Here is a 20,792-nt window from a genome sequence, read left to right on the forward strand (position 1 = left end):
ATGCCAATTTTACGTGTTAAGTTAGGATTAAATTGAGCCCGAAGTCTGAAGGCGGATATCCGAAGTTTGGATACCTTACAGCGACAGGTTTAAACAGTTTATCGCTTTTTGAATATTGAATTTAATCATTAGCCCCATATCGTCATTGCGAACCGAAGTGCTGGATTCGTGAGGTAGCGTGAAGCAATCTTTTCAGTATGAAATACCCTCCCTAAGGCGAGCCTTTCAGTGAAGCATTGTTAGGCTAGGCGACTTGGACTTTCCGAACTTTAATAAAGCACAAATTAAGCATTCGTTTTTTGGCGCGTTTAAAATTCTGTGTTAATCAGTGTTTTGCGTGGACATATAAGTTTCAATGAACTTATTCTTGAAAAACACTTTTTTAAATCAATATTCACATAACAAAAAAGGCGGCCATAGGCCGCCTCTTATACTTGTTCTCTTGTAAAAACTACAAAATTTTAAAACCTAAACTCAGTTGAAAAAGGTTTGGTTTCTGAGTGTATTTTTCACTTTTACTGATGTTCGATAAACCAGCCTCATAGCGTAAATCAACCGAAATACTGCCTACATCTACACCTGCGCCAAATTGTGCGCCCAATGCCTGGTTTTTGTAGTTGCTAAAATCTGTAGCCTGTTGGTAAGCTGAACTAAAAGTCGAATTTTCATCCAGGATAAACGAAATTACCGGGCCGGCCATTACACGGAAGTTTAAGTTTTTGGCACCGAATTTTGTTCCAAATAAAACAGGGATATCCAAAGTGGTGAATTTTACCTTTCCTTCAGCAGATACTTCGTTGCCGTTATCCTGTTGGATGCTGATAAATTTGTTGCCTTTACTGCCAATGTAAGCCTCAGGCTGTACATAAAAACTGGCACCGCCAATACGTGCCCAGGCACCGATCTGATAGCCTAAACGGTTTTCTTCGCTTGCAAAATCTGCATTTAATTTGGCTAAATTTACACCTGCTTTAACCCCCAGGTTAAACGTTTGTGCCTTTGATGTTGCCCAACCCAGGGTTAGGAAAACAATAGAGAAGATAAGTTTTTTCATGTTGTTTAATTGTTTTAAGTTATAAACCGTAAACGGCGCTCTGGCGAATTTTGGGTGTGTTTTTTGTTCTTATGGTTTCTTTTCAAAATACGCCTGGCGGTTACTGTTCCGGAATTTGGTTTTATAACGCGCTTTTAACACAATTATCGTGCAAAATTTTTTCACTGATGTCTACTTTTTTTGTCAGATCGCATAAAAAGGTATTAACCTGAGTAAATATTTTTTACTTTTGCATCAAATAAAATATGCCATGGCTAACTTTCAACTTACTTCAGAAACTGCATTTAAGGTAAAAACTAAGTTTTTAAGGAAATACCGCGATTTAGCGAACGAGCCTTTAGAGTTTACCCCTGGCAAAGAAGATCAGTTGATCGAAGATTTAATGCGTTTGGTTAAGCGCGATCGTACTTATATCGAATTTACCATTCAAAAAGCACTGGCTGATACCAAAGGCAACAGACTTTAATCTGTTTTTTATTGCTTTATCCTTTCTTTTTAGCGTAACGCTTAATTTACGCTTGCGCCAAATAAGCTGTTTTTAATATTTACGGCTTTTTGTACATTTACTTTCGTACTATATCAATAAATAACCTTCCAAAAACAGGCTTTCAACTCGTTCTGTGCTACTGGAATAAATACATAGGGGAATGAAGAAACTAAAATATGGTCTTTTAGCAGCTGGCTTTGGTGTTGCTGTTTTATCTTTTTCTTTCAAAGAAGATTTATTTCTGGTTTCTAAAAACCTGGATATTTTTGCTTCGCTCTATAAAGAAATCAACATCAATTATGTGGATGATACCAATGCCCCTAAGTTGATGAAAACAGGGATCGATGCCATGTTGGATAGTTTAGATCCCTACACCGAATACGTTCCCGAATCGGAAATTGAAGATTATAAACTGAAATATGTAAGTACCCAGTACGGTGGTATTGGAGCAGGTACCGTTTTTATTGATGGCAAACTGTTTATTAACGAGGTAAGCGAAGGTTATCCTGCCCATAAAAGTGATATCAAAGCCGGCGATCAGGTGGTGAGCATTAATGGCATTGCCGTAAAAGGAAAAGACCGTCCTGAAGTGAGCCAGTTACTGCGTGGTCCTAAAGGCACTGCGGTTGATTTACTGGTAATCAGAGACGGGAAAGAAATTACTAAAAAAATCGTTCGCGAAGAAATCAAACAACCAAATGTTTCCTATTCAGGCATGGTTGGCGATGGTGTTGGGTACATCAAACTCGATAAATTTTTGGAAAATTCCGGACAGGAAGTTAAAGATGCTTTATTGGCCATCCAAAAAGAAAACCCTAAAGGTGTGGTGCTTGATTTAAGGAATAATGGTGGCGGTATTTTACAGGAAGCCGTTAAAATTGTAAACCTTTTTATCAATAAAGATCAGCTTGTGGTTACTCAAAAAGGGAAAAACGTAGAGAAAACCATTACCTATAAAACGCTTTCGGCACCAATTTCTACCTCAGTGCCTTTGGTGGTACTGGTAAATGGAAATTCAGCTTCCGCATCCGAAATTGTTGCCGGTTCCTTACAGGATTTAGACCGTGCCATCGTTATCGGACAGCGCAGTTATGGTAAAGGATTGGTTCAGCAGACCTTCAACTTGCCTTATAACAGCCTGGTTAAAGTAACCGTAGCCAAATATTATACGCCATCAGGCAGGTGCATCCAAAAACTGGATTATGCCCATAAAAATGCTGAAGGCGTAGCCGAACGTTTTGCTGATTCTACCATGGTGATGTACCAGACTAAAGCGGGCAGAAATGTGTACAGCGGTAATGGTGTTTATCCTGATGTAGTGGTTAATGCGGATAAATTAAGCCCAATCACCATTTCGATGCTTAACAAAAGTCTTTTCTTTAATTATGCAAACCAGTATAAAAAAGAAAAACCAGGTATGGCATCCGCTAAAACTTTCCAGTTATCAGATGCTGATTATGCAGTTTTTGCCAACAGCCTGGCCGATAAAGATTTAACTTATCTGAGCCGTACCGAGAGATTGTTGTCTGATTTACGTGCTGAAGCCGAAAAAGAAAACAAATCAGCAGAAGTAAAAACCGATCTTGAAAACCTGAAATACAAACTTACTTCTTCCAAAAAAACCGATCTGGTAAGCCATAAAGCTGAAATCAAAAGGGTATTGGAAACACAGATTGTGAGCCGTTATTTTTACGAAAAAGGAAGAATTGAGCAGAGTTTCCAGTATGATAAAGAACTTGCTGCGGCGAAAAACCTGTTTACCAATCAATCGCAGATCCTGGCCATTTTAAAAGGTGATGGAAATTACAAAGTGATCGGTAAACCCACAAAAGCCACTGCTTCCATAGATTAAAAAAACTAACCAGATAGAGTACCTACCTTATGAAGAAATTAGTGATAATGGGCTTAGTCCTGTTGTTTGGCTTACAATTAAAAGCGCAGGATTATGTGCCAGCCGCGTCAAATTTAAAGCAACGTGCATGGTTTGCCGATGCCCGTTTTGGTCTGTTTATCCATTGGGGCCCTTTCAGTATACCCGGAAGTGGCGAATGGGTTATGAACGAGCGGAAACTCAATGTTCACAATTATACCAACCTTAAAGGTTTTTTTAATCCTGTTGAATTTAATGAAGCGCAATGGGTAAGTATGGCGAAAAATGCCGGAATGAAATACATTACGCTCATTACCAGGCATCATGATGGTTTTAGCATGTGGGATACCAAATATTCTGATTTCAATATCATGAATACCCCTTACAAAAAGGATATTGTGAAAATGATGGCTGATGAATGTCATAAGCAGGGCATACAATTATACCTCTATTACTCACTGTTAGATTGGCGCAGGGAAGATTATCCGCATGAAACAGGTCGTACCGGACAAAACTCCGGCCGTAAGGGCAAAGGCGATTACGCCAGTTACTTACAGTTTATGAAAAATCAGCTCACCGAGTTATTGACCAATTATGGCGAAATAGGAGGCATTTGGTTTGATGGCCATTGGGACCAGACCGAGCCGGAAGGATCCAAAGACAGAACCTCGCGCATCGACTGGAAATACAACGAAATTTATGGTTTGATCCACAAATTGCAGCCACAGTGCATGATTGGTAATAACCACCACTTAACGCCATTTGCAGGCGAAGATTTCCAGATGTTCGAACGCGATTTGCCGGGCGAAAACAAATCGGGTTTGAGTTTTCAAAAAGCTTCCGATCAATTGCCGCTCGAAACCTGCGAAACCATTTCCAATTCATGGGGGTATAACCTGAGCGATACTTATTATAAATCGAATAAGGAATTGGTGCACATGCTGGTTAAAGCCGCAAGTTTAGGTTCTAACCTTTTATTGAACATTGGCCCGATGCCGAGCGGTAAAATCCAGCCGGAGTTTCAGGACCGTTTGGCAGGTTTAGGCAATTGGCTTAAATTATATGGCGAAAGCATTTACGGTACAAAAGCAGGTTTTATAAAACCGCAGGCCTGGGGAAGCATTACGCAAAGCGAGAATAAAGTTTACATCCACATTGTAGATGGAAAAACCACTACGCTTAACCTGGAAAACGTTCCACTGAAGAAAATTAAAAAGGCATATTTGTTAAAAGATAAAAGTGCGGTAAATTTCACTTTCAAAAAATCGAAGCTAACTGTTAATGCAACACCAAACGATAAAGAACCCGATCAGGTAATTGTTTTGGAGATTGGGTAAAAAGATCTCTGTCATCCTGAGCGCTATTCCCGTCATTGCGAGAAGGCTTTTTCAGCCGACGAAGCAATCTTTCTTGTAAGGATCACGAGCATGAAAGATTGCTTCGTCGTTCCTCCTCGCAATGACGACTGTTTTTATTGAGCTTTGTCGATAGTAACGGGTTGTATTTCCTCCGATAGTTATCGAAGTGAAGATCATTTTATATAATTCTTTCCTCCTTTTATGAGAAAATAAACGTAAAACGTTTTACTTTTAGGCTTTTAAATTCATTGTAAGAAATTATAAGCACACATGCAGTTCAAGAAAACCTCGTCTATTCTATTTCTAACCGCCTCTCTATTCACCCTTAATGTCGCTGCACAGCAAAAAACCAAACTTACGCAATATGTAGATCCACTGATTGGATCAGCAAAACACGGTCACGTTTTTGTTGGCGCCAATGTTCCTTTTGGGGCTGTACAACTTGGGCCAAACAATATTTTTGAGGGCTGGGACTGGTGCAGTGGCTACAATTACATCAGTAACACCATAACGGGCTTTGCACATACTCATCTAAGTGGTACCGGAATCGGCGATTTGGGCGATATTTCAATCATGCCTGCAACGGGTAAATTATTGCTCGAAAAAGGTAAAACTGCCGACGATGAGAACGGTTACCTGTCTAAATTTTCACACCAAAATGAAGTAGCAAAAGCAGGTTACTACAGTGTATTACTTGATAAATACCAAATTAAAGCAGAATTAACCGCAACCGAAAGGGTAGGTTTTCATCAATATACCTTTAAAAAAGGAACCGGAAATCCGCATATCATCATCGATTTAATCGAAGGCATTGGTTGGGACAAACCAGTTTCAGCATCATTTAAACAGCTGGATGCAACAACCATTGTTGGACATAGAAATTCGAAAGGCTGGTCTGACGATCAGCGCCTTTATTTTGTAATTAAATTATCTCAACCGATTAAAAACCTCGTGCTTTATGATAGTACAGTAGTTAAAAGCGGTACAGAATTATCAGGCAAAAAGTTAAAGGCAGTTGTTAATTTTGATGCCATTAAGAATGAAAAATTACAGATTAAAGTGGCTTTATCTCCTGTAAGCTCAGAAAATGCCATTTTAAACTTAAAAACGGAGCTTCCGGGTTGGGATTTTGCCGCTACAGTTAAAAATAGTGATGCAAAATGGGAAAAAGAACTGTCCAAAGTTAATATTGGTGCCTCTAACACGACTAAAAAGGTGTTTTATACTGCTTTATACCACACCATGATTGCGCCATCTTTATTTAACGATGTAAATAAAGATTATCGCGGAACAGACAAAAAGGTGTATAAAAAAGCAAATTTTAATAACCTCACTACTTTTTCGCTATGGGATACGTACAGAGCGGCTAACCCATTGTACACCATCCTGCATCAGGATAAAGTAAGCGATGTGGTTAATACCATGCTGGCCATTTATAAGCAACAGGGAAAATTGCCCGTTTGGCATTTAATGGGTAGCGAAACCAATACGATGGTGGGTTATCATGCCGTTCCGGTTATTGTAGACGCTTATTTAAAAGGATACAGGGGTTTTGATGTAAACCTTGCTTTTGAAGCTGTTAAACAATCGGCCATGCAAAAAACCGATGGCATCGATTATATCCAGCAACTTAAATATATTCCGGCCGATAAAGTAAATGAATCGGTGGCAAAAGCTTTAGAATACGCCATTGACGATTATTGCATCGCGATGTTTGCCAAAGCACTGAATAAAACCAAAGATTATCAATATTTCAGCAAAAGAGCACAGCTATATAAAGAGTACTTCGATAAAGATGTGCAGTTTATGAGGGGAAAATTAGCCGATGGTACCTGGAGAACTCCTTTTAGCCCGGTAGCTTCTAAACACCGTGAAGATGATTATACCGAAGGAAATGCATGGCAATATACCTGGTTAGTGCCTCAGGATGTGGAAGGACTGATCAAATTATTTGGTGGCGACAAAGCATTCGTAAATAAATTGGATTCTTTATTTTCGGTAAAGGCAGAGCTTGGAGAAAACAGTTCCCCCGATATTTCCGGATTAATTGGAAACTATGCACAGGGAAATGAGCCTGGTCACCATATTACTTATTTGTATGCTTATGCTGGTCAGCCCTGGAAAACAGCCGACCTGATCCGTAAAATCGATCACGATTTTTATTCTTCAAAACCGGATGGATTGTGCGGTAATGAAGATGTAGGCCAGATGAGCGCCTGGTATGTTTTTACTGCCATGGGTTTTTATCCGGTTAATCCGGCAAATGGCGCTTACGTTTTCGGAACACCTTTGCTTAATGATGCAACCATCACCCTGGCGGGGAATAAAAAGTTCAGCATCAAAGTGATTGGTAACAGCGCAGAGAACAAATACATTCAGAGAATTGTACTGAACGGTAAACCTTACACCAAATCGTATATTCTTCATAAAGCAATTGTAGCTGGTGGAAGTATTCAGATTTACATGGGAAATAAACCATCCGAAACCTGGGGCGTAAAACCTGAGGACAGGCCGGTATCCACAAAATAATGACGGAATGATTGAATGAGAGAATGATGAAATTTGTAATAACGAACAACTTCATTCACTCATTCAATAAATTAGTCATTCAATCATTCTATCACTCACTCACTCACTCAATATATGAAGAAAACATTTCTACTCCTTTTACTTTGTTCGGCCCTATTCGTAAGTGCGCAACAGCGTTACGAATTAAACTCTGGCTGGGTATGCACCAATATTAAAGATGCGCAATCTACTGGCTCTGAAATTTCGAAAACTAGTTTTTCGATCAACAATTGGATTCCTGCAACTGTTCCTGGAACGGTTTTAACCACCCTATTGAACAATAAAAAAGTTCCTGATCCATTTTATGGAATGAACAACGAAAAGATTCCTGATGTATATAAAACCGGCAACGATTATTATACCTACTGGTTTGTAAAAGATTTTGAAGAACGCGCCACGGGTAACGAACAGGTTTGGTTACAGTTTAGGGGAATAAATTACAAAGCTGAAATTTACCTGAACGGAAAAAAAGTAAATCCGAAAACCCAGGTTGGGATGCACCTTAGGGCACAATATAACATCACCAAACTATTGTCTGCTAACGGAAAAAACAGATTGGCTGTTATTGTTTATCCGCCAGATTTTCCAGGTAATCCTAACGGTGGCCAGGGTGGTGACGGAACCATTGCAAAAGGTTTAACCACGCAATATACTGCAGGTTGGGACTGGATTCAACCCACCCGCGACCGTAATACCGGAATCTGGGATAAAGTAACCATCGAAAAAACCAAAAGCATCAATATCCAGAATCCTCAGGTTATAACTTTGGTGCCGGGCAAACGTTTACCAGAAGGCAAACAGAATCCTGCTACCGTTAAAGTTTCAGTTGAAGTCGAAAACCCGACCAATCAGCCTGTTTCAGGTACTTTACAATATCAGATCGCAGGTAAGCTGGTGAAACAGCCTGCAACCGTCGCAGCAAATAAAACAACAATTGTTAAACTTCCTGATTTATTGCTAGAAAACCCAAAGTTGTGGTGGCCAAGTGGTTATGGTGCGCAAAATCTTTATGATGTAAAAATCGAATTTGTTGCAGCCAATCAAACATTGGATCAGGAGCAGCTTAAAGTTGGCGTACGCCAGATCGATAATATCTGGAACGAGCATACCAAAAGTATGGGCGCTTTTGTAAACGGGCAAAAGATTTTTATTAAAGGAGGCAACTGGATCATTTCTGATGCAATGTTACGCTTTAGCGATGCCCGTTACGATGCAGAAATCCGTTACCACAAGGATATGAACCTCAACCTGATCAGAATCTGGGGTGGGGCAATACTGGAAAGGCCTGAATTTTACAATGCCTGCGATAAATATGGTTTATTGGTATTTCAGGATTTCTGGTTCAGTGGCGATTGTAACGGCCGTTGGGTAGACCCGATGAAAAAAGAAGATCAATGGACAAGGAGAAATTATCCGGATGACCACAACCTCACTCTAACTGCTATTGAAGATCAGATCAAAATGATCAGAAACCACGCTTCGCTGGCTTTTTGGTGTGGTGGAAATGAAATTACCCCACCTGAAGATATTTTAGAACCTCTAAAAAACGACATCCTTCCACGTTTGGATGGCACCAGAAAACTTTTCGACTTCTCTAACAGTGATGAAATGTCGTTCAACTCAATCGGTGGTAATGGTGATGGTCCTTATGGCATCCAGGATATTAAAACTTTTTGGGGTACCAGAACTTTTCCTTACAATTCGGAAGTTGGATCGGTAGGGGTAGGCGATTATGCTTCTTTGCTCCGTTTTATTCCAAAAGAAAACCTGATTGCGCCACAATACAAGGGCAAACCCGATTCGGTATGGGATTATCATAAATACATTTCTTACGAGCAGTACCTTAATCCTTATGGCAAACCAAAAAGTGCCGAAGATTTTGCGATGAAAGCACAATTGGCCAATTACGACCAGTACAGGGCGCTAATGGAAGGTTTTTCTAACAAAATGTGGGATTGGTACACCGGTTCCATTATCTGGAAAACCCAAAACCCATGGACGGCCATGCGTGGGCAGATGTACGATTATTACCTTGATCCCAATGCTTGTTTATACGGCTTGAGGAAAGGTAGTGAACCGTTACATGTGATGATGAATCCTTTAGATAGCATGGTTACCATTGTAAACAACGGATTTACTACCAAAAACAACCTGATGGTGCAGGCAAAGGCCTATGATATGGATGGGAAAGATTATTTCTACTCTCAGGCCTTCAACTCGGTTGGTCCATCTTCGGTGAGGAGACTTTTTCCTATGAATGAGTTTTTAACCAAACTGGATAAAAAGGAAGGTTTGTTTGTTTCGTTAAGGATTTTAGATCAGAAGCAAAATATTTTAAGTGAGAACATTTATTGGCTGGCCGGAAAAGATGGCGAGTATTCAGGCTTGAAAAATATCAAAAAGACGCCATTGAAAATTGCAGCTGTTGATCAGAAAAACGGAAAAGTGGCTGTAACCCTAAGCAACGCAGCTGGAAATCCTGTCGCGTTTTTTAACCGTGTTGCTTTAATCAATGCGAATAGCAACGAGCGGATATTACCTAGCTTTTATGATGATAATTATGTAAGCATTTTGCCGGGAGAGAGTAAAACAGTAACTGTAGAATATACTGGTAAACAAAGCAATTTAGCTGTAGAAGTGTATGGCTGGAACGTAGAGAAACAGAAAGTGAATATCCAGTAAATAAATTCTCAGACCTCGCAGGTTTCAAAAACCTGCGAGGTCTAAACAACGAAGGCAACAAAAAATGGCGATACTTTTGATATCGCCATTTTTGTTTATATTATTTACTGATTAGCTTACGCCATGTAATTTTACTTTTAATCCGTCCATATTGTTATTTAACTGCAACTGACAGGCTAAGCGTGAGTTGGGTAACAGATCAGGCAAAGTATCTAACATGGCATACTCATCGTCTGTCATTTCGTTAAGTTTTTCTTCGCCTTCCAAAACATCAACACAACAAGTGGCGCATAAAGCCATTCCGCCACAAGTGGCAAGAATATCGTATTCCGATGCCTTTAAAAACTCCATTAGGCTTAAGCCCATATCGGTTGGGGCAACGTGTTCAGTAACCGAGCCATCCGGCTCCTGCATATATATATTGATGTTATTTTCCATTTTTAGTTCTCTTGTTATTTGAATAGCAAATATAGGAGAAAGCTTAAAATTCTGAAACTCCGTTTACAGTTGTATATTTCATGGTGTATTTAACACCCGGATTCATGTACGAATACGCGCTGTGACTCATTAATGCCGCCTCGTGGAAACCACAAAGAATCAACTTTAACTTGTTTGTGTAAGTATTGATATCGCCAATAGCATAAATGCCTGGGATGTTGGTCGAATAATCATCAACATTAACTTCGATTGCACTTTTGCTGATGTTTAAGTTCCAGTCTTCAATCGGGCCTAATTTAGGGCTCAAACCGAACAAAGGAATTAAGTGATCGGCCTCAACAATCGTTTTTTCCATGGTACGGTTCTGAACAATTTCAACTTGCTCCAATTTATCCGTTCCGTGTACAGCCTGAAGATTACTGTTTAAAACCAGATTGATTTTTCCGCTTTCTGCCAATGCCATTACTTTAGAAACCGAATCTGGTGCACCACGGAAACTTTCGCTCCTGTGAACCAATGTTAACTCAGAGCAAACTTCAGCTAAGTAAATGGTCCAATCCAGGGCTGAATCGCCTCCACCTGCAATTACCATTTTCTGGTCGCGGTATTTTTCCGGATCAAGGATCATGTAATTTACACCCTTGCCGTTTTCAAAGTTTTCTAAATTTTCTACAGCTGGTTTACGTGGCTCGAAACAGCCTAAACCGCCGGCAATAACCACAACTTTAGCTTCGATAATGGTACCCATATTGGTGGTTAAAACGAAATCGGCTTCGCCACGCTTTTCTAAACCTTCTATACGCTCACCTAAAGTAAAGGTAGGATGGAAAGGCTTGGCCTGCTCCATTAAATTATCGATAAGTTCCTGAGCCAGCACAGAAGGATAACCAGGGATATCGTATATCGGTTTTTTAGGGTAAATTTCAGACAGCTGACCACCAACCTGAGGAAGGTAATCAATTAAATGACAACGCATTTTTAATAAACCGGCTTCAAAAATGGCAAATAAACCAACCGGACCAGCGCCTATTACGGCTATATCAGTAGTGATCATTAAAGAAAAATTTGACGCAAAGTTACAAAATAAAGTCTTATCAATTCTGCTATTTAGAAATATTCTAGATAATTTTGCAATCCTATTATATTCAGTATTTTATATGCTTTGAGCTAATTGAAAACAAAAGTTAAAGGTTTTTAGTGATTTAAAGCAAATTATAATTGGTCTATAGGTTTAGTGGAGGATTGATTCTTTCTTGATCCGAATGATAAAAGGATAATATTTTAGCTTTGCCAATAATCCGTTCTCCTTCATGGATATACCATACCTGACCAAGATTTAAATAGGGGTGGAGTGAAGGGAAATCAAGAAACCTAACTTTCACATTCTTTTTCTCCCCAGGCTCTATCGTAGGCCACTCGCTAAAATTAATATCCCCAATAAAGGTTTGTAACATTTGGTATTGTTTGTATTCGAATACATGATTGGGTCTGAAGCCTGATATAATACCTGATTTTCTTCCTCCATCATTTGTTGGCTTCAATTCCAGTTCTGCCTGCACTAAAATTAATGAATTTGAATTTTCATACTCTATTTCGTTGAAACTTGCTAATGTGTATTTGTCGTATGCCATTAAATCAAAAACTTTTGATTCGCCTGTTGCCAACCATTTTTTATAAATAAGTATTCCATTTTGATATAGATACAGCTCATTATTTTTGATCTCTTTATGAATCTTCATCATAGTTTACAGCTTTACCAGCTCATCCCCAAATTCTGAAACACAAAACTCCATACATCTGCAGCTTCTTCGATCAGTTTTGTGGTTGGTTTGCCCGCTCCATGGCCAGCTTTGGTTTCTATCCTAATTAAAACCGGGTTTTCGCCTTTATATTTTTCCTGTAAGGTTGCCGCAAATTTGAAAGAATGGGCAGGTACCACTCGGTCATCATGATCCGCAGTAGTAATTAGGGTTGCAGGATAATTAACACCGCTTTTTATATTATGAAGCGGTGAATATTTGATCAGGTAATTAAAATCTTCCTTTTTATCGCTGGTTCCGTACTCAACAGCCCAGCCCCAGCCAACGGTAAATTTGTGGTAACGAAGCATATCCAATACGCCAACGGCAGGTAAAGCTACTTTAAAAAGATCGGGCCGTTGCGTCATGCAGGCACCAACCAAAAGTCCGCCATTTGAACCGCCCGAAATGGCAATTTTAGATGGATTGGTGTATTTTTCTTTCACCAGGTATTCGGCTGCGGCAATAAAATCGTCGAATACATTTTGTTTTTTGGCTAACATGCCGCCTTTATGCCAGGCTTCGCCATACTCACTTCCGCCGCGCAAACTAGGCTGTACGTAAATACCACCGCGCTCTAAAAACAACATACGTGATAAGCTGAATGCAGGCGTTAAACTGATCTGGAAACCTCCGTAAGCATAAAGGTAAACGGGGTTATTACCATCTAATTTGATGTCTTTTTTATGTACAATAAACATCGGTACCTTGGTGCCATCTTTAGAAGGGTAAAATACCTGTTTGGTTTCATAATCGTCGGTATTGAACTTCAGTTCTGATTTTTTATATAAAATCGATTCGGCCTTGCCCACATCATAACGATAAATGCTGCTCGGAGTGGTGAAGTTAGTAAAGGTGTAGAAAAATTCTTTGTCTTCTTTGTATCCTCCAAAACCACCAACCGTGCCTATAGCAGGCAATTTTACATCGCCAATTTTCTTGCCGGTTAAATCAAATTGAATAATATTTGTGCTGGCATCTTTTAAATAGGTTGCCCAAAGGAATCCTCCACCAGTTCCAATGCCTTCTAGCGCCAGCTTAGATTCCGGAATGATTTTTTGCCAGTTTTTCGGATCTGCATTTTTCGGATCAACCAGAACCACTTGTTTATTCTCTGCGCCTAAATCGGTGTTTACCAATAATTTGTTGCCTATGTTGTCAACAACGCTGTGATTATGCTCATAACCTTTAATTAGAGGTGCTATTTTGCTATCCGGTATTTTTAAATCCTGATAATACAATGCATTGCCCGAGGTACCTGCACTGGCATATACGACTAAAAAGCGCTCATCTTCGGTAACGCTGGCACCAAAATAAAGGTTAGGATTGGTTTTGTCTTCAAAAATTAATTGGTCGTTTTTCTGTAAATCGCCTAACTTATGGAAATATACTTTTTGATACTTATTGGCAGCCGAAAGGTCGGTTCCTTTGGCGGGTTCATCAAACTTACTATAATAAAAACCATCACCTTTCCATGCTGCGCCCGAAAATTTGGTCCATTTCAGTTCGTCGCCCAATTTCATCTTGGTGGCAATTTCCATTACATAAATATTGCTCCAGTCTGATCCGGCCTGCGCCACAGAATAAGCAAGGTATTTCTTATCGTGAGAAACACCAAGAAGCGAAACAGCCGCAGTACCATCGGCCGTGAGTTTATTTGGATCGAGAAAAACATCCTCTTTGCCATCAAGGCCTTTTTTTATAAACCAGATGCTTTGGTTTTGCAATCCATCGTTTTTGGTAAAGAAATAATATTCGCCAACCTTAAATGGAGCTGATTCTTTCGGATAGTTCCAGATTTCAGTTAAACGCTTTTTAATGTCTGCACGGTAAGGAATTTGATCCAGATAGTTTTGGGTTACTTTATTTTCGGCAATTACCCAGGCTTTGGTTTCGGCAGAGGTGTCGTTTTCCAGCCAACGGTATGGATCGGCAATCGTAGTGCCGAAGTAATTGTCTTTAGTGTCGTCTTTTTTCGTTTCAGGATATTTCATCAATGTTATTTTTTCTGCAGGTTTTTTGCCCTGGTTACAGGCGAAAAGGCTTAATGCAAATAAGCTTAATAGAATTTGTTTTTTCATAGCGAAACAGATTTATTTACTAATATATGTCTTTTTTTTCTTCGGGTTGATTTCACAGATTTTGGAATTACACTGATTATTGATTTGCCTGGGCATCCAAAACATTTCAACTTTTAAACATTGCAACCATACCACACTTCTTTTTTTCCTTCGGGTTGATTTCACAGATTATGGTGCTTGGTCTTTCGGCTTTACTCTCTAAGCTTTCCACTTTTTTCCCTTACCTTTGAAAAATACATGGCTAAGAACATTTATTTTGCTTCCGATTTTCATTTAGGCACGCCAAATTATGCCGAAAGCCGTGCCCGTGAAGCGCGTATTGTAAGCTGGTTGGATTTTATAACGCCAAATTGTAGTGAACTCTTTTTAATGGGCGATATTTTCGATTTTTGGTTCGAATATGCCACTGTAGTGCCGAAAGGTTTTATCCGCTTGCAGGGTAAACTGGCCTCCATGGCCGATGCAGGAATCAAGATCTACTTTTTTAAAGGTAACCACGACATGTGGGTGCGCGATTATTTTACCCGGGAAATCGGGATGGAAATTATCAGTGATGAGCTGATTATTGAACGTGGTGGGAAGAAATTTTACCTGCACCATGGCGATGGTTTGGGGCCTGGAGATAATAAGTATAAATTTTTGAGGAAAATTTTTAGAAGTAAGGTTTGCCAATGGTTGTTTGCACGTTTGCACCCTAATTTGGGTATTGGTATAGCCAATGGCTGGAGCAGGGGGAGCAGGGCCGCGCAGACTGAAAAGGAAGTATTTTTGGGCGAGGATAAAGAATGGCTGGCTATTTATGCCAAAGAAGAGTTGCAGAAAGCCCATTTTGATTACTTTATTTTTGGGCACAGGCACCTGCCGCTCGATATTGATTTGGGCAATGGGAGCAGGTATGTAAATATTGGCGAGTGGCTCAACTATAGTTCTTATGGGGTTTTTGACGGTGAGAATTTAAGACTTGAATACTATAGCCCAAAACCGTAATGCTTTTTGATTTTGGAAAGCAAAGTCTGTAGCATTTATTTAATGTTGTTCGGGCTTTACGTTGTAGTCCCGATTAGAAAAAAATCGGGAGCTGCCACTGCATCCGATAGCTATCGGATCCCGTTTAGGTACCCCGGTTTCTGCTGCTATTTAGGGTTGCAATGTGCCTAAAATGCACCTCCCTTTGTATCTAAACCCGATAGAACGTAAAGCCCGGAGCACGAAACGTAGCGAGGCCTTGAAGTGATAGCGGGACTACCGGCCGCCACTGGCACTTCACCCTTCATTTTCTAATTTTTATAAAACCATTCCTTTGCTTAATGTTGCTACAGTTAACCGATTTAAACAGTTAACCAATTAACCATTCTCCCCAAACAAACTAATTCAGCTTTTTTCCTTATTTTTGCATTTCCTGAATTTTTGGGTCTATGCCAACCGTCAGGAAATTTCAACAAGAATAAATATGTTAGATAAATTAGAAGCTATAAAGCTGCGTTGGGAAGATGTGGAAGAATCGTTGAGCAATCCGGATGTAATTCAGGATATGAAACGTTTTGCGGCTTTAAATAAAGAATATAAAGACTTGGGCAAAATTGTAGATGAGTACAAAATCTACAAAAATGTGATGAGTAACATCGATGCCAATAAAGAAATTTTAGCTACTGAAAAAGATGCTGAAATGCGCGAAATGGCAAAGGAGGAGCTTGATATGTTGTTAAAACAACAGGAAGAAATGGAAAGCAATATCCGCCTGATGCTGATTCCTAAAGATCCGGAAGATGCCAAAAACGCCGTATTTGAGATCCGTGGTGGTACCGGTGGTGATGAGGCCGCTTTATTTGCCGGCGATTTATACCGCATGTACACCCGTTATTTTGAAACTAAAGGCTGGAAAGTGGAGACCGTTGATGTAACCGAAGGTACGGCCGGTGGTTATAAAGAGGTGATCTTAAAAGTGAATGGTGATGATGTTTATGGTCAGTTAAAGTACGAAAGTGGGGTACACCGTGTGCAACGTGTGCCTGATACCGAAACGCAGGGGCGTGTACATACCTCAGCAGCATCAGTAGCTGTTTTGCCGGAAGCAGAAGAAATTGACCTTTACATTAATCCCGCCGATATTGAACTTCAAACTTCGCGCTCTGGTGGTGCAGGTGGACAGAACGTAAACAAGGTAGAAACCAAAGTACAGTTAACGCACAAACCATCGGGTATTGTAGTGGTGTGCCAGCAGGAACGTTCGCAATTGGGTAACCGTGTAATTGCTATGGAGATGTTGCGTAGTAAACTTTACGATATTGAATTGCAGAAAAAGAATGGTGATATTGCTGCTAAACGTAAAACAATGGTTTCAACCGGCGATCGTTCAGCAAAGATCAGAACCTATAACTATCCTCAGGGGCGTGTTACTGAACACCGCATCGGATTAACGATGTACAACCTGCCAAGTATTATGGATGGTGATATTCAGGAGATAATTGATGCACTTCAGTTCGCAGAAAATGCAGAAAAGATGCAGGAAGGTGCTGTAGGTTAGTGAGTTAGATATTTTTTAAAAAAAAGTTTGCGAATTAAGATATAGTCTCTATATTTGCAACCTCGAAAGAGATAAGAGGTTCGAACTTTAAAGAAGAACAAAAGGAGTGGTAGTTCAGCTGGTTAGAATGCCTGCCTGTCACGCAGGAGGTCGCGGGTTCGAGTCCCGTCCATTCCGCAACAAAAGCCTTAACTTGCAAAAGTTGAGGCTTTTTTGTTAAAAACTCTTTATTTAGCAGGCTCGAATATTTCGACTTTTCCGGAGTTCATATCATAAACGCCTCCAACAATAATTATTTCGCCTTTTGCTTCCATTTCTCTCAAGATGGTACTTCTATTTAAGATTTCCCGGATAGATAGTTTAACGTTTTCATCGCAAACCGTTTCTACGAACAATGGATTTGAAGAAATGGATTTGCCTTTAAAGGTGGTTTTAGCGCTAATAACAGCAGGATTAATTTTTTTGAGAAGCTTGGTGATGTTGCCCAGCTTTACACCATCTATTGCGGATTTAATTGCGCCACAGTATTCGTGGCCCAGCACCATTACAAGCTTGGCTCCTGAAACTTTGCAGGCATATTCCATGCTTCCTAAAATATCTTCATTAACAATGTTCCCTGCAACCCTGGCAACAAATAGATTACCAATCCCGCTGTGAAAAATATCTTCTACGGGTACTCTCGAATCGAGACAGGAAAGTATAACTGCTTTTGGATATTGGCCTAGCGAGGCTTTTCTTATCCTTTCGGTAGTGTTGCGAATCGTTAAATTATCTTTTGTAAAATCCAGATTGCCTTGCTGTAAACGTTTGAGAACATCTGCAGGGCTAAGTTTCAATTGTTGTTCTTTTGTTAGAACATCTGAAGTCAAAATGTCCTCCTTTGCAATTGTAAGCGTATCTTCTTGGTCTATTTCTTGAGGATTTATGTTTGAATCGTTTTGCCTGCATGCATTTAAGGCCATGCTAGTAATGAATAATAATGCTAAAAAAAATGTTCTCATGTGTGATGGAAATAGTGATTAAATTTATAAAAAATTTAATATCGTTGTGTTTACACGGCCAATTAGTTTTTAGCTTAGCTTGCACTGGATAAAATATTATTAGTGAAATTCAGTAGGTTACGGGTTTGTGCCGTAAAATATCCGAGAGTATAGTAATAAACTGATAATAGTCCCTATATTTGCAATCCCGAAAGGGGAAAGAGGTTCGAACTTTAAAGAGAACAAAAGGAGTGGTAGTTCAGCTGGTTAGAATGCCTGCCTGTCACGCAGGAGGTCGCGGGTTCGAGTCCCGTCCATTCCGCAACAAAAGCCTTAACTTGCAAAAGTTAGGGCTTTTTTGTTTGATCAGGTTAATACCAATTAATATTCCTATTATTCTGTTGCTTGAGTATGTAGTGCAGCGAAACGATCAAATGTTAATTTCGGCGTTTTATCCATAATAAGGAAATGTTTATCGGTATTTCCCCTTAAGTATAGTTCAGATTTATCATAGATAGCTGTATAGAGTTCCCCACTGTTTGCGTAAATATCAGCACTTGCATTTCCCTTTAAAATAATCTGAAGAAATTTAACAGATAAAATTCCTTGTGTTTTAATGGTAGCATTTTCTTCGGCTTCTATTCTGTAAAGCTCGTTCACATAAACAAAAATTTTGCCCCTTGTTGTACTGGTTCCGGTAATGGAAAGCACTTCACCTTGCTGTGTTACTTTAGCGTTTCCTTCATTGTCATCGGCATAAGAGATGCCAATCTCCGGTTTTTGGATCAAGACCACTTCAATGTTCCCTTTGATTATGATTTTCCTGAAAGGAGCAATCTTTTGAGTTTTTATAGGTTCATCTTCTACTGCACTGGCAGTTGTAGGAAAAATATAGGTCAATAATAAAATTAAGACTGATACCATGGCAATTTGGGATTTTAAGTAAGCTTTCATAGCGTGTTTTATTTTGATTGTTAATTAATAAATCTTTGGGCGATAAGGAGCCTTTGTTTTTCGGCAATCATATCGTTCAATTACATGTTAACGAAGGAAGTGCCAAATGGGAGAGGTTTATTTATTTAACTGTTAATCAGGTATTTGTGTGTTTTTCGCCTACTTGTTACTGTTCATTATCGAACAGTCCGCACGCCGGATCGAACAACTGGAACAGATTAAGATTTCGAATCGGGGAGAAGTAGAGAAAAATTGTATAGTATTTTTTATAAATTGAGGTACCGAACTTGATATAGCCGTTTGTTTTAATCACTATCTACAATGCATACCATTTTACCATTTTTGCTCGCCATGGTGGCCATTATTGTGCTGCTAAATATGTGGGCCACCAAACTTAAAATTGCTTACCCGATTTTATTGGTTGTTGGTGGCTTACTAATCAGTTTCATACCCGGGTTGCCGAAGGTAAAAATAGATCCCAACCTCATATTTTTTATATTTCTTCCCCCGTTATTATTTGAAGCTGCCTGGTCAATCTCTTTTAAAGAAATGAAAAAATGGTGGCGCATTATTGGTAGTTTTGCCTTTCTGGTTGTTTTTTTTACCGCACTTTCTGTAGCACTGGTTACCAATTATCTTATTCCGGGGTTTACAATCGCTATAGGGTTTTTATTGGGAGGTATTGTTTCTCCACCTGATGCAGTGAGCACAGCAGCCATTACAAAATTTGTAAAAATCCCAAAATCTACTGCTGCTATTTTAGAAGGAGAAAGTTTATTAAACGATGCTTCCTCATTAATCATCTTCCGTTTTGCGTTGGTTACAGTGGGTACGGGTCAGTTTATCTGGCAAGATGCGGCTGGTAGCTTTTTATGGATGGTAATTGGTGGTGCAGGCATTGGTTTATTGTTAGGCTGGGTATTTGTTCGGCTGCATAAGTATTTACCTACCGATGCACCTTCTGATATTGCATTGATGCTCATTGAGCCTTATTTTATGTATTGGATTGCCGAACAGGTGCATAGTTCTGGCGTGTTGGCCGTAGTGAGTGGCGGATTGTTTATGTCGGCAAGGAGACTGGTGTTTTTAAGCAGCACCAGCCGAATCAGGGCATTTAGTGTGTGGGAGAGTTTTATCTTTATTTTAAACGGTGTCGTTTTTTTAATTATTGGTCTGGAGCTTCCTGAAATCAGGGATGGACTGCGTTCACAAGGTATTCCCCTAAGTACTGCCATTGGCTATGGCTTATTGGTTACCGGCGTATTGATTGCGGCCCGCATCATCAGTTCTTATGCTGCCATGTTTGCTACCCTCATCTTCCGCCCGAGCGTAACTCCCGCTACGCGTTCTAAACGGACACTGATGTTTATGCCCCTACTGCTTGGCTGGACAGGTATGCGTGGAGTAGTTTCATTAGCCGCAGCTTTGGCAATACCTTTAACATTCGATAACGGAAAGGCCTTTCCACAAAGAGATTTGATCTTGTTCATCACTTTTGTGGTGATATTGCTTACGCTTCTGGTACAAGGTCTTACGCTTCCATCCATTATAAAACGTACAGGGGCCTTTGGTTTTATATTTAATCAGGAAAATGAAGAAACGGTTAAACAAAACATGAAACAGGGCTTAAAACAACACAGTTATCAGTTTCTTAAAAATAAATACGATAATGAATTGAATGGACATGCTGGTATGGAAAAGTTGTTAAGGCATTGGGAAGAAAAATCGAAAGCCAGCGATGACAGCTGGATGAACGACCAGATAAAAACCATTTTTATCGAGATGCTCGAAAGCCAGCGGGAATATCTTACTGCGCTAAATAAAGATCCTGCTATTAATGAGGAAATCATCCGCCATCAATTATACCAGATCGACCTTGAAGAGGAAAGATTGAGAATTATTTGATTGTGAGTGATATATCTATACTATTTATGTCTCTCATATCATTTGTAGCGTTTTTATGAATTTTATCGTTTTCAATAAAAACCAAATAGACA

15 protein-coding genes and 2 tRNA genes are annotated in these 20,792 nt (G+C 39.6%); 10 read left to right on the forward strand and 7 right to left on the reverse strand.

Annotated features, from left to right (window positions below; all coding sequences use genetic code 11):
* Positions 1–451: 451 nt before the first annotated feature.
* Positions 452–1,054, reverse strand: coding sequence for a porin family protein (locus H9L23_RS22975; protein ID WP_025141829.1), 603 nt, complete (start codon positions 1,052–1,054; stop codon positions 452–454).
* A gap of 250 nt (positions 1,055–1,304) precedes the next feature.
* On the opposite strand from H9L23_RS22975, the gene H9L23_RS22980 reads away from it, so the two are divergent.
* The 5 genes from H9L23_RS22980 (at position 1,305) to H9L23_RS23000 (ending at position 10,019) form a co-directional block, all read left to right on the forward strand.
* Positions 1,305–1,520, forward strand: a complete 216-nt coding sequence (locus tag H9L23_RS22980) for a hypothetical protein (protein ID WP_025141830.1) — start codon at positions 1,305–1,307, stop codon at positions 1,518–1,520.
* A 181-nt stretch (positions 1,521–1,701) separates the two neighbouring features.
* A complete protein-coding gene (locus H9L23_RS22985; RefSeq protein WP_187592497.1) occupies positions 1,702–3,393 on the forward strand; it encodes a S41 family peptidase in 1,692 nt (563 codons plus the stop codon).
* A 29-nt stretch (positions 3,394–3,422) separates the two neighbouring features.
* A complete protein-coding gene (locus H9L23_RS22990) occupies positions 3,423–4,748 on the forward strand; it encodes an alpha-L-fucosidase (protein WP_187592498.1) in 1,326 nt (441 codons plus the stop codon).
* 291 nt (positions 4,749–5,039) lie between these two features.
* Positions 5,040–7,298, forward strand: a complete 2,259-nt coding sequence (locus H9L23_RS22995; protein WP_187592499.1) for a GH92 family glycosyl hydrolase — start codon at positions 5,040–5,042, stop codon at positions 7,296–7,298.
* A gap of 114 nt (positions 7,299–7,412) precedes the next feature.
* On the forward strand, positions 7,413–10,019 hold the full coding sequence (locus H9L23_RS23000; protein WP_187592500.1) for a glycoside hydrolase family 2 protein: 2,607 nt from the start codon (positions 7,413–7,415) through the stop codon (positions 10,017–10,019).
* A gap of 111 nt (positions 10,020–10,130) precedes the next feature.
* Here H9L23_RS23000 and H9L23_RS23005 read toward each other — a convergent pair whose 3' ends face one another.
* The 4 genes from H9L23_RS23005 to H9L23_RS23020 form a co-directional block, all read right to left on the reverse strand.
* Positions 10,131–10,457, reverse strand: coding sequence for a 2Fe-2S iron-sulfur cluster-binding protein (locus tag H9L23_RS23005; protein ID WP_025141835.1), 327 nt, complete (start codon positions 10,455–10,457; stop codon positions 10,131–10,133).
* 43 nt (positions 10,458–10,500) lie between these two features.
* Complete coding sequence (locus tag H9L23_RS23010; RefSeq protein ID WP_187592501.1) at positions 10,501–11,511, reverse strand: NAD(P)/FAD-dependent oxidoreductase; 1,011 nt, start codon at positions 11,509–11,511, stop codon at positions 10,501–10,503.
* Positions 11,512–11,680: 169 nt separating this feature from the next.
* Entirely contained in the window at positions 11,681–12,199 is a 519-nt protein-coding gene (locus H9L23_RS23015) for a hypothetical protein (protein ID WP_223191009.1), read from the reverse strand.
* An 11-nt stretch (positions 12,200–12,210) separates the two neighbouring features.
* Positions 12,211–14,337 (reverse strand): prolyl oligopeptidase family serine peptidase, encoded by a 2,127-nt coding sequence (locus H9L23_RS23020; protein ID WP_187592502.1) that lies wholly within the window; start codon positions 14,335–14,337, stop codon positions 12,211–12,213.
* A 237-nt stretch (positions 14,338–14,574) separates the two neighbouring features.
* Between H9L23_RS23020 and H9L23_RS23025 the strand changes: the two genes are divergently transcribed.
* The 3 genes from H9L23_RS23025 (at position 14,575) to H9L23_RS23035 (ending at position 17,038) form a co-directional block, all read left to right on the forward strand.
* Positions 14,575–15,324, forward strand: a complete 750-nt coding sequence (locus H9L23_RS23025) for a UDP-2,3-diacylglucosamine diphosphatase (RefSeq protein WP_187592503.1) — start codon at positions 14,575–14,577, stop codon at positions 15,322–15,324.
* A 463-nt stretch (positions 15,325–15,787) separates the two neighbouring features.
* A complete protein-coding gene (gene prfA, locus H9L23_RS23030) occupies positions 15,788–16,861 on the forward strand; it encodes a peptide chain release factor 1 (RefSeq protein ID WP_025141839.1) in 1,074 nt (357 codons plus the stop codon).
* Between the two features lie 103 nt (positions 16,862–16,964).
* Positions 16,965–17,038, forward strand: a tRNA-Asp gene (locus H9L23_RS23035).
* 50 nt (positions 17,039–17,088) lie between these two features.
* Here the strand turns inward: H9L23_RS23035 and H9L23_RS23040 are convergent.
* A complete protein-coding gene (locus H9L23_RS23040; protein ID WP_187592504.1) occupies positions 17,089–17,862 on the reverse strand; it encodes a carbonic anhydrase family protein in 774 nt (257 codons plus the stop codon).
* Between the two features lie 227 nt (positions 17,863–18,089).
* Between H9L23_RS23040 and H9L23_RS23045 the strand changes: the two genes are divergently transcribed.
* Positions 18,090–18,163: transfer RNA gene (locus H9L23_RS23045), tRNA-Asp, on the forward strand.
* Positions 18,164–18,234: 71 nt separating this feature from the next.
* Here H9L23_RS23045 and H9L23_RS23050 read toward each other — a convergent pair.
* The gene (locus tag H9L23_RS23050) at positions 18,235–18,795 is read right to left on the reverse strand and encodes a GIN domain-containing protein (RefSeq protein ID WP_187592505.1); all 561 of its coding nucleotides are present in this window, start codon (positions 18,793–18,795) and stop codon (positions 18,235–18,237) included.
* A gap of 321 nt (positions 18,796–19,116) precedes the next feature.
* Between H9L23_RS23050 and H9L23_RS23055 the strand changes: the two genes are divergently transcribed.
* Positions 19,117–20,700 carry a Na+/H+ antiporter gene (locus H9L23_RS23055; protein ID WP_187592506.1) on the forward strand — a complete coding sequence of 528 codons (1,584 nt, stop codon included), beginning with the start codon at positions 19,117–19,119 and terminating at the stop codon, positions 20,698–20,700.
* Positions 20,701–20,792 lie beyond the last annotated feature (92 nt).

This window comes from Pedobacter roseus (assembly GCF_014395225.1).
In the GTDB taxonomy this organism is placed as follows: Bacteria; Bacteroidota; Bacteroidia; order Sphingobacteriales; family Sphingobacteriaceae; genus Pedobacter; species Pedobacter roseus.